Genomic DNA, 9,450 nt, shown 5'->3' with positions numbered 1-9,450 from the left:
GATGCTTCCATGCCAAAATTAGTTGTATTAGATCAAAAAGGATCTGAAGTTGGAAATATTGAACTCGCAGATAGCGTGTTCGGGATTGAACCAAATGAACAAGTTTTATACCAAGCCATCGTGATGCAACAAGCTTCACGTCGTCAAGGTACTCATGCAACAAAAAACCGTTCGGCAGTAAGAGGTGGCGGACGTAAACCATGGCGTCAAAAAGGAACTGGACGTGCACGTCAAGGTTCTATTCGATCACCACAATGGGTAGGTGGCGGTACTGTATTCGGACCAACACCACGTAGTTATAGCTACAAAATACCTAAGAAAGCTCGCCGTCTAGCAATCAAATCTGCGCTTTCTTCAAAAGTGAAAGAAAACGAATTGATTGTTCTTGATAACCTAGCATTTGAAGCACCTAAAACAAAAGAGTTTTCAAATGTATTAACAAATCTATCAGCAACGAAAAAAGCTCTTATTGTAACATCTGAGCTTGACGAAACTGTCGTTTTATCATCTCGTAATATTCCTGGTGTAACAGTGCTAACTGCTCCTGAAGTAAATGTTCTTGATGTCGTTTCTCACGACAAATTGATCGTAACTAAGGAAGCAGCAGCTAAGTTAGAGGAGGTGCTAGGATAATGAAAGATCCACGCGATGTTATTAAGCGCCCCGTCATTACGGAACACTCAACGGACATTATGGCTGACAAAAAGTACACATTTATCGTTGACCGTAAAGCAAACAAATCAGAAATCAAACGTGCAGTTGAAGGTATATTCGGCGTTAAAGTTTCAAAAGTAAACACATTGAATGTTAAAGGTAAGCCAAAACGTTTTGGCCGTTATTCTGGTTATACATCAGCACGCAAAAAAGCGGTTGTCACATTAACTCCAGATAGCAATGAAATTAACTTCTATGAAGGTGTTTAATCAATAATTAGAGAAGGAGGGAAACCGACATGCCAATCAAAAAGTACAAACCAACCTCTAATGGTCGACGCAACATGTCTTCATTAGATTTTGCAGAGATTACAACAAATAAACCTGAAAAATCTCTAGTAACGGGCCTATCTAAAAAAGCTGGCCGTAACAACCAAGGTAAATTGACTGTACGTCATCAAGGTGGCGGTCATAAAAGAAAATATCGTATTATTGACTTCAAACGTAACAAAGATGGAATACCAGGACGCGTTGCTACAATTGAATATGATCCAAATCGTACAGCGAATATCGCGTTGATCAACTACGCAGATGGTGAAAAAAGATATATTCTTGCACCTAAAGGTATCAAAGTAGGTACACCAATCATGTCTGGAGTAGATGCGGATATTAAAGTAGGTAATGCTTTACCACTTAAAAACATTCCTGTCGGTACTATTATTCATAACATCGAATTAAAACCAGGAAACGGTGGTCAATTAGTTCGTTCAGCGGGTGCTGAAGCACAGATCCTTGGTAAAGAAGGTAAATACGTTCTTGTACGTCTCGGTTCTGGAGAAGTTCGTATGATTCTTGAAACTTGCCGCGCAACAATTGGTCAAGTTGGAAATCTTGAACACGAACTCGTGTCTGTTGGTAAAGCTGGTCGTTCTCGTTGGTTAGGTAAACGCCCAACTGTTCGTGGTTCTGTCATGAACCCTAATGATCACCCACACGGTGGTGGTGAAGGACGTGCTCCAATCGGACGTAAATCACCAATGTCTCCATGGGGTAAACCAACTCTTGGTTACAAAACTAGAAAACGCAACAAACCTTCAGATAAGTTTATCGTTCGTCGTCGTAAAAAATAATAACGATTAATTTTCTAATAAGGAAGGAGGTCTATTCATGGGTCGTAGCCTTAAAAAAGGACCTTTTGTCGATGATCATTTAATGGTTAAAGTAACAAACATGAATGAAAAAAACGAAAAGAGAGTGATCAAAACTTGGTCACGTCGTTCAACAATTTTCCCGGAATTTATTGGACACACAATTGCGGTTTATGATGGTCGTAAACATGTGCCAGTCTATGTTTCTGAAGATATGGTAGGACATAAACTAGGTGAATTTGCACCTACTCGTACTTATCGCGGACACGCAGCTTCCGATAAAAAAACGAGCCGTTAATAGAGAGGAGGAAATAACACATGCAAGCTAAAGCTGTTGCAAAACAAGTACGAATTGCTCCTCGTAAGGCACGTTTAGTGATTGATCTTATTCGGGGCAAACAAGTTGGTGAAGCGATTGCTATCCTTCGCAATACACCGAAGGCAGCTTCTCCTATCGTTGAAAAAGTATTAAACTCAGCGATTGCCAATGCGGAGCATAACTATGATTTAGAAGCAAATGATTTAGTTGTATCACAAGCATTTGTTGATGAAGGCGCAACTTTGAAACGTTTCCGCCCTCGTGCTATGGGACGTGCAAGCAAAATCAACAAACGTACGAGTCACATTACAGTCATCGTATCAGAACAAAAGGAGGGATAATACGTGGGACAGAAAGTTAATCCAATAGGGTTTAGAATTGGCGTTATTCGCGATTGGGAATCCAAATGGTATGCAGACAAAAATTATGCTGAATATCTCCATGAGGATATCAAAATCCGTAAATATATTGAAAACAGACTTAAAGATGCTGCAGTTTCTTCTATTGAATTAGAACGTGCTGCCAACCGCATCAACGTAACCATTAAAACTGCCAAACCTGGTATGGTTATTGGTAAAGGTGGTTCAGAAGTTGAATCTTTAAGAAAAGCTCTTAATGATCTAACTGGAAAAAAAGTTCATGTGAACATTTTTGAAATTAAACAAGCTGACATGGATGCAAAACTTGTGGCTGAAAACATTGCTCGTCAATTAGAAGGACGTATTTCATGGCGTCGTGCACAAAAGCAAACAATCACAAGAGCTATGAGAGCTGGAGCAAAAGGAATTAAAACACAAGTATCAGGACGTCTTGGTGGCGCTGATATTGCTCGTTCTGAGGACTATAGCGAAGGTACAGTACCACTTCATACCTTGCGTGCTGATATCGATTATGGTACAGCTGAAGCCGATACAACATACGGCAAACTTGGTGTAAAAGTATGGATCTACCGTGGCGAAGTCCTTCCAACGAAAGGAACGAAAAATAAGGAAGGAGGAAAATAATCATGTTAATGCCTAAACGTGTTAAATATCGTAGACAACATCGTGGGAAAATGCGTGGTCGTACGAAAGGCGGCGCTACAGTTACTTTTGGTGAGTATGGTTTACAAGCACAAACATCTTCATGGGTAACTAGTCGTCAAATCGAAGCAGCTCGTATCGCGATGACACGTTTCATGAAACGTGGTGGTAAGGTTTGGATCAAAATCTTCCCTCAAAAACCTTACACAGCTAAACCTCTTGAAGTTCGAATGGGTTCTGGTAAAGGGGCGCCTGAGGGTTGGGTAGCTGTTGTAAAACCAGGCCGTGTATTATTTGAAGTTGGTGGTGTTTCAGAAGAAGTAGCACGTGAAGCTCTTCGTCTTGCATCACACAAATTACCAGTTAAAACGAAATTCGTAAAACGGGAAGAAGTGGGTGGTGACGCAAGTGAAAACTAATGAAATTCGTAATTTAACCACTGCTGAAGTAGAACAAAATGTACAGTCCCTAAAAGAAGAATTGTTTAACCTACGTTTTCAGTTAGCCACGGGACAATTGGAAAACCCTGCTCGTATTCGCGAAGTTAGAAAATCAATTGCTCGTGCTAAAACAGTATTGCGTGAGCGTGAATTGAAAATCCAAAACGGTTGATGAGAGGAGGTTCTCCGAATGACTGAAGATCGTAATAGTCGTAAAGAATATGTTGGTCGCGTTGTGTCTGATAAAATGGACAAAACCATCACAGTATTAATTGAAACATATAAAAAAGATAAGCTTTATGGAAAACGTGTGAAATATTCTAAAAAATATAAAGCACATGATGAAGAAAATAAAGCGAAAATCGGCGATACAGTAAGAATTATGGAAACTCGCCCACTTTCAAAAGACAAACGTTTCCGTTTAGTTGATATTGTAGAAGAAGCAGTTATTATCTAACCTATTTCAGGTGATAAGCTGAAGGGAGGTAACTTGAATGATTCAACAAGAAAGCCGTTTGAAGGTTGCTGACAACTCTGGTGCACGTGAGATTTTAACGATTAAAGTTCTCGGCGGTTCTGGAAGAAAGACAGCTAATATTGGCGATGTGATTGTTGCTTCGGTCAAACAAGCAACACCAGGAGGCGTTGTTAAGAAAGGCGAAGTTGTTAAAGCCGTCGTCGTTCGTACGAAACAAGGCATGCGCCGTACTGATGGATCTTATATCCGTTTTGATGAAAATGCTGCTGTCATTATCCGTGATGACAAAAGCCCACGCGGTACGCGTATTTTTGGACCTGTTGCACGTGAATTACGTGAAGGGCAGTTCATGAAAATCGTGTCGCTCGCTCCGGAAGTATTATAATAGCAAAGTAAGTAAAGAAGGAGGTGCGCTCTTCCATGGCTCATTTACATGTTAAAAAAGGAGATAAGGTCCAAGTTATCTCTGGTAAAGATAAAGGTAAACAAGGTGTCATTCTCGAAGCATTTCCATCGAAACAACGTGTGGTTGTTGAAGGTGTAAATGTGGTGAAAAAACACTCAAAACCAAATCAAATGAGTACACAAGGTGGTATTGTTGAATTTGAAGCACCTATTCATGTTTCAAACGTGATGCCACTTGATCCAAAAACAAACGAACCTACACGTGTAGGCTATAGAATAGAGAACGGCAAAAAAGTGAGATTCGCCAAAAAATCAGGCGAAGTATTTGATAATTAATGCCGTCTTTGAAAGGAGGTAAACGCATGAGCCGTTTCAAAGAGAAATATGAGAAGGAAGTTGTTCCTGCTTTAATTGAAAAATTTAATTATTCTTCCGTAATGGAAGTTCCTAGAATTGAAAAAGTTGTTATTAACATGGGTGTTGGTGATGCTGTTTCAAATTCTAAAGCTCTTGACAGTGCTGTAGAAGAATTAACTGCATTATCTGGTCAAAAACCAGTTGTAACACGTGCCAAAAAATCAATTGCAGGTTTTAAATTGCGTGAAGGAATGCCTATTGGGACTAAAGTAACTTTACGTAAAGAACGTATGTATGATTTTTTAGATAAACTTGTTACAGTATCACTTCCTCGTGTACGTGACTTCCGTGGAGTATCAAAAAAAGCTTTTGATGGACGTGGAAACTATACACTAGGAGTTCGTGAACAACTTATTTTCCCTGAGATCGATTATGATAAAGTGAGCAAAGTACGCGGCATGGATATTGTTGTTGTCACAACAGCAAAAACAGACGAAGAAGCTGCCGAGTTATTAACTCTTCTTGGTATGCCATTCGCTAAATAAATCGTTGCAAGGAGGGAATAATTTTGGCTAAAAAATCAATGATCATTAAGCAACAACGCGAAAAAAAATTCGCTGTTCAAGAATATACACGTTGTGAACGTTGTGGTCGTCCGCATTCCGTATTACGGAAATTCAAATTATGCAGAATTTGCTTCCGTGAACTCGCATATAAAGGACAAATTCCAGGCGTAAAAAAAGCAAGTTGGTAAAACCAAGTTAAGGGAAGGAGGTTGTTTTGAATGGTCATGACAGATCCAGTAGCGGATATGCTGACTCGCATTCGTAATGCGAATACTGTTCGCCATGAACAGTTAGAACTACCTGGTTCAAGAGTCAAACGAGAAATAGCTGAAATTTTAAAGCGTGAGGGCTTTATTAAAGATGTAGAATACATTAAAGATGCGAAACAAGGCGTTATTCGTATTTTCTTGAAATACGGTGCTAACAACGAACGTGTCATTACTGGTTTAAAACGTATTAGTAAACCTGGTCTTCGTGTTTACGCAAAAGCAAATGAAGTACCACGTGTTCTTGGTGGACTCGGTATTGCTATCGTTTCAACATCTAAAGGAATCATTACGGACAAAGAAGCTCGCAAGCAACAAGTTGGCGGCGAAGTTCTAGCTTATGTCTGGTAATTAAAGATACAAAGAATGGAGGTGTCACGATGTCTCGAATTGGTTTAAGACCTACTGCTGTACCTAACGATGTTACAGTAACGATCGAAGGCAATCACGTATCAGTAAAAGGGCCTAAAGGTGAACTTAGCCGTGAGTTCCATGCTGATATGAATATTAAACAAGAAGAAAATCAAATCGTTGTTTCAGTTCCAACGAACTCCAAACAACACCGTTCCTTGCACGGAACAACAAGCAGTTTAATTAGTAACATGGTTGAAGGTGTAACGAAAGGTTACGAAAAGAAACTTGAACTTGTTGGTGTAGGTTACCGTGCTAGCAAACAAGGAAAGAATCTTGTATTAAACGTTGGTTACTCTCATCCAGTTGAAATTGTACCTGAAGAAGGTATTGAAATTAACGTTGAAGGAAACAACAAAGTATCTGTTCTTGGTATTAGCAAAGAACGTGTTGGAGCTGTTGCAGCTAATATTCGTGCTATTCGCCCACCTGAACCTTATAAAGGTAAAGGGATTCGTTACGAAGGCGAACGGGTACGTCGTAAAGAAGGTAAAACTGGTAAATAAGTAGCATTCTAGCGGAAAGGAGTGACTTAAAGTCTATGATTACAAAGCAAGATAAAAATGCCGCGCGTAAAAAAAGACACAAACACATACGTCGTCGTGTTGAAGGAACTACAGAACGACCACGTTTGAATGTTTTCCGTTCTTCAAAACATATCTATGCTCAACTCATTGATGATACTAAAGGTATAACGCTTGTATCTTCATCTTCTGTTGACAAAGATTTTGATAATGATAAAGGAAATAATGTTGAAGCAGCTAAAAAAGTTGGCGAATTGATTGCAAAACGTGCCTTGGAAAAAGGAGTAGATACAGTCGTATTTGATAGAGGCGGATACCTTTATCATGGTCGTGTAAAAGCTCTCGCCGAAAGTGCTCGTGAAGCAGGATTAAAATTCTAATAAAGGAGGGGAATCCATGGCAAATAATGATCGCAACAAATCAGAATTAGAAGAACGCGTTGTTACAATTAATCGTGTAGCAAAAGTTGTTAAAGGTGGACGTCGTTTTCGTTTTGCTGCCTTAGTCATTGTAGGTGACAAAAAAGGTAATGTAGGTTTTGGTTCTGGTAAAGCTCAAGAGGTTCCAGAAGCTATCCGTAAAGCAGTCGAAGACGCTAAGAAAAATATGTTTAGCGTACCAATTGTAAATACAACAATTCCACACCAAGTAACAGGTAGATTCGGTGCAGGAAGTGTGTTGTTGAAACCAGCTTCAGAAGGTACCGGTATTATTGCTGGGGGTCCAGTTCGTGCCGTACTCGAATTAGCAGGTCTTGGTGACATTCTTTCTAAATCTCTTGGATCCAACAACCCTACGAACATGGTTCGTGCAACAGTTGCTGGCCTTAAAAGCTTGAAACGTGCAGAAGATGTTGCTAAATTGCGTGGTAAATCTGTAGAAGAATTGCTAGGATAAGGGGGGAATGACAATGGCAAACAAACTTGAAATCACCCTCAAACGAAGCGTTATTGGTCGTCCTGAATCTCAACGTGTGACTGTTAAAACGTTGGGTCTTTCTAAAACAAACCAAACAGTTGTTCAACCAGATAACGATGCAATCCGTGGTATGATTAATAAAGTATCACATCTATTAGAGGTCAACGAAATTAACGAATAATATAGAATTCTAAATTAAGAGGAGGTGCCAACATGAAACTCCATGAATTGAAACCAGCAGAAGGTTCACGTCATGCGCGTAAACGTGTCGGTCGTGGATATGGCTCAGGTCTTGGTAAAACATCTGGCCGTGGTCAAAAAGGACAAAAATCACGTTCAGGCGGTGGCGTACGTCCAGGATTTGAAGGTGGACAAATGCCTCTCATTCAACGCTTGCCAAAACGTGGATTTAAAAACCCTACACGTAAAGAATACAGTCTTGTGAACCTTGAGACGTTGAATAAATTCGATGAAGGTACAGAAGTAACACCGGAATTGCTTTTACAAAACCGCATTATTCGTAAGCTTAATGATGGTGTCAAAGTTCTTGGTCAAGGTCAACTTAACAAGAAATTAACTGTAAAAGCACATAAATTCTCTGCTTCTGCCAAAGAAGCAATTGAGGCGGCTGGCGGAAACATTGAGGTGATCTAATGTTTCAGACGATCTCCAGTATGTGGCGAGTGAAAGAAATACGTCGCAAAATTATTTTTACACTTGTAATGCTCATTATTTTTAGACTCGGAACATTTATTCCGGTGCCAAACATTAACACTGAGATCATTAATTTAAATGATTCAAGTGTTTTCGGTTTGTTTAATACCTTTGGCGGTGGGGCTTTGCAAAACTTCTCGATTTTATCGATGGGAATCATGCCTTACATCACTTCATCCATCATTGTGCAGCTTTTGCAGATGGATGTCGTGCCAAAGTTTACAGAATGGTCAAAGCAAGGTGAAATGGGGCGGCGCAAGCTTTCTCAAGTAACAAGATATGGGACGATTATTCTTGGCTTTTTCGAAGCAATCGGTCTTTCAATTGGCTTTAACGCACAATTCCCAGGATTGGTTGAAAATCCTTCTATTTTGACTTACGCGACCATTGCTATAATTTTGACTGCCGGCACAGCGTTTTTAATGTGGTTAGGCGAACAAATTACGGCTCACGGTATTGGTAATGGTATCTCAATTATTATCTTTGCTGGGATTGTCGCTCGTATACCTACGAGTATAAATCAAATTTATGTCGATCGCTTCCAAGATGCTACAAATACGTTCTTGCAAGTTCTTGAACTATTGGTCATATTGCTTATTGTTTTAGCGGTTGTTGTGGGGACCATTTTTGTTCAACAAGGAATCAGAAAAATACCTATTCAATATGCTAAACGTACAGTAGGGACCAAAACGTATGTTGGAGAAGCAACACATTTGCCGATAAAGGTGAATGCTGCAGGTGTAATTCCAGTCATCTTCGCAATTTCCTTGATGATTACACCACCTACAATTGCTAGATTCTTTCCAAGTAATGCTGTCACGCGATGGATTGTCAATGTGTTTGACTATACGACAATAACTGGTATGCTCATCTATGCAGTATTAATTATTGCCTTTACTTATTTCTATACATTTGTTCAAGTTAACCCGGAGAAAATGGCGGATAATTTGAACAAACAAGGCGGTTATATTCCAGGAATCAGACCAGGAAAAAACACCGAGGAGTTCGTAACGACGATTCTATACCGTTTAACCTTTATCGGTTCTATTTTCTTGGCTCTTATTGCGTTGTTGCCAATGATTTTTGCTGATGTAGGCAATCTTCCAACTAGTGTTCGTATTGGTGGAACAAGTTTACTTATCGTTGTCGGTGTAGCTTTGGATACGATGAAAAAAATTGAAGGTCAACTCGTTAAAAGGAATTATAAAGGATTCATGAAAAGGTAATTT

Annotated in this window: 20 protein-coding genes; all 20 read left to right on the top strand. The window is 39.6% G+C overall.

Annotation, left to right across the window (positions count from 1 at the left end; all coding sequences use genetic code 11):
- The first annotated feature begins 9 nt into the window (after positions 1-9).
- From rplD to secY, 20 genes are read left to right on the top strand one after another with little or no spacing between them, the layout of a single operon-like run.
- Entirely contained in the window at positions 10-633 is a 624-nt protein-coding gene (gene rplD / locus FG390_RS13045) for a 50S ribosomal protein L4 (protein ID WP_141191479.1), read from the top strand.
- A complete protein-coding gene (rplW, locus tag FG390_RS13040; protein WP_141191478.1) occupies positions 633-923 on the top strand; it encodes a 50S ribosomal protein L23 in 291 nt (96 codons plus the stop codon). Before rplD ends, rplW begins: the two co-directional genes overlap by 1 nt.
- 29 nt (positions 924-952) lie before the next feature.
- Positions 953-1,783, top strand: a complete 831-nt coding sequence (gene rplB, locus FG390_RS13035; RefSeq protein WP_141191477.1) for a 50S ribosomal protein L2 — start codon at positions 953-955, stop codon at positions 1,781-1,783.
- A 37-nt stretch (positions 1,784-1,820) separates the two neighbouring features.
- Positions 1,821-2,099 (top strand): 30S ribosomal protein S19, encoded by a 279-nt coding sequence (rpsS, locus tag FG390_RS13030; protein ID WP_141191476.1) that lies wholly within the window; start codon positions 1,821-1,823, stop codon positions 2,097-2,099.
- 20 nt (positions 2,100-2,119) lie between these two features.
- Positions 2,120-2,461 carry a 50S ribosomal protein L22 gene (rplV, locus tag FG390_RS13025; protein WP_141191475.1) on the top strand — a complete coding sequence of 114 codons (342 nt, stop codon included), beginning with the start codon at positions 2,120-2,122 and terminating at the stop codon, positions 2,459-2,461.
- 3 nt (positions 2,462-2,464) lie between these two features.
- Positions 2,465-3,124, top strand: a complete 660-nt coding sequence (gene rpsC, locus FG390_RS13020; RefSeq protein WP_141191474.1) for a 30S ribosomal protein S3 — start codon at positions 2,465-2,467, stop codon at positions 3,122-3,124.
- 2 nt (positions 3,125-3,126) lie between these two features.
- Positions 3,127-3,561, top strand: a complete 435-nt coding sequence (rplP, locus tag FG390_RS13015; RefSeq protein WP_141191473.1) for a 50S ribosomal protein L16 — start codon at positions 3,127-3,129, stop codon at positions 3,559-3,561.
- Positions 3,551-3,754 (top strand): 50S ribosomal protein L29, encoded by a 204-nt coding sequence (rpmC, locus tag FG390_RS13010; RefSeq protein ID WP_141191472.1) that lies wholly within the window; start codon positions 3,551-3,553, stop codon positions 3,752-3,754. The genes rplP and rpmC overlap by 11 nt, the downstream gene beginning before the upstream one ends.
- Before the next feature lie 18 nt (positions 3,755-3,772).
- Positions 3,773-4,039 (top strand): 30S ribosomal protein S17, encoded by a 267-nt coding sequence (gene rpsQ, locus FG390_RS13005; RefSeq protein WP_141191471.1) that lies wholly within the window; start codon positions 3,773-3,775, stop codon positions 4,037-4,039.
- A 37-nt stretch (positions 4,040-4,076) separates the two neighbouring features.
- The gene (gene rplN, locus FG390_RS13000; protein WP_141191470.1) at positions 4,077-4,445 is read left to right on the top strand and encodes a 50S ribosomal protein L14; all 369 of its coding nucleotides are present in this window, start codon (positions 4,077-4,079) and stop codon (positions 4,443-4,445) included.
- A gap of 35 nt (positions 4,446-4,480) precedes the next feature.
- The gene (gene rplX / locus FG390_RS12995; protein ID WP_141191469.1) at positions 4,481-4,801 is read left to right on the top strand and encodes a 50S ribosomal protein L24; all 321 of its coding nucleotides are present in this window, start codon (positions 4,481-4,483) and stop codon (positions 4,799-4,801) included.
- A 26-nt stretch (positions 4,802-4,827) separates the two neighbouring features.
- On the top strand, positions 4,828-5,367 hold the full coding sequence (gene rplE / locus FG390_RS12990) for a 50S ribosomal protein L5 (protein ID WP_141191468.1): 540 nt from the start codon (positions 4,828-4,830) through the stop codon (positions 5,365-5,367).
- Between the two features lie 23 nt (positions 5,368-5,390).
- Positions 5,391-5,576, top strand: a complete 186-nt coding sequence (locus FG390_RS12985; RefSeq protein WP_141191467.1) for a type Z 30S ribosomal protein S14 — start codon at positions 5,391-5,393, stop codon at positions 5,574-5,576.
- A 30-nt stretch (positions 5,577-5,606) separates the two neighbouring features.
- On the top strand, positions 5,607-6,005 hold the full coding sequence (gene rpsH / locus FG390_RS12980; protein WP_141191466.1) for a 30S ribosomal protein S8: 399 nt from the start codon (positions 5,607-5,609) through the stop codon (positions 6,003-6,005).
- 29 nt (positions 6,006-6,034) lie between these two features.
- Positions 6,035-6,571 carry a 50S ribosomal protein L6 gene (gene rplF, locus FG390_RS12975; RefSeq protein WP_141191465.1) on the top strand — a complete coding sequence of 179 codons (537 nt, stop codon included), beginning with the start codon at positions 6,035-6,037 and terminating at the stop codon, positions 6,569-6,571.
- A 35-nt stretch (positions 6,572-6,606) separates the two neighbouring features.
- The gene (gene rplR / locus FG390_RS12970) at positions 6,607-6,969 is read left to right on the top strand and encodes a 50S ribosomal protein L18 (protein ID WP_141191464.1); all 363 of its coding nucleotides are present in this window, start codon (positions 6,607-6,609) and stop codon (positions 6,967-6,969) included.
- A gap of 16 nt (positions 6,970-6,985) precedes the next feature.
- A complete protein-coding gene (rpsE, locus tag FG390_RS12965) occupies positions 6,986-7,486 on the top strand; it encodes a 30S ribosomal protein S5 (protein WP_141191463.1) in 501 nt (166 codons plus the stop codon).
- Positions 7,487-7,499: 13 nt separating this feature from the next.
- Positions 7,500-7,688 (top strand): 50S ribosomal protein L30, encoded by a 189-nt coding sequence (rpmD, locus tag FG390_RS12960; RefSeq protein ID WP_141191462.1) that lies wholly within the window; start codon positions 7,500-7,502, stop codon positions 7,686-7,688.
- A gap of 32 nt (positions 7,689-7,720) precedes the next feature.
- Positions 7,721-8,161 carry a 50S ribosomal protein L15 gene (gene rplO, locus FG390_RS12955; protein ID WP_141191461.1) on the top strand — a complete coding sequence of 147 codons (441 nt, stop codon included), beginning with the start codon at positions 7,721-7,723 and terminating at the stop codon, positions 8,159-8,161.
- Complete coding sequence (gene secY, locus FG390_RS12950; RefSeq protein ID WP_141191460.1) at positions 8,161-9,447, top strand: preprotein translocase subunit SecY; 1,287 nt, start codon at positions 8,161-8,163, stop codon at positions 9,445-9,447. The genes rplO and secY overlap by 1 nt, the downstream gene beginning before the upstream one ends.
- Positions 9,448-9,450: the final 3 nt, after the last annotated feature.

The organism is Terrilactibacillus laevilacticus, assembly GCF_006517395.1.
Taxonomy (GTDB): domain Bacteria; phylum Bacillota; class Bacilli; order Bacillales; family Sporolactobacillaceae; genus Terrilactibacillus; species Terrilactibacillus laevilacticus.
Note: the sequence above shows the minus strand (reverse complement) of the source record. Positions and strands in the feature narration are given on the sequence as shown.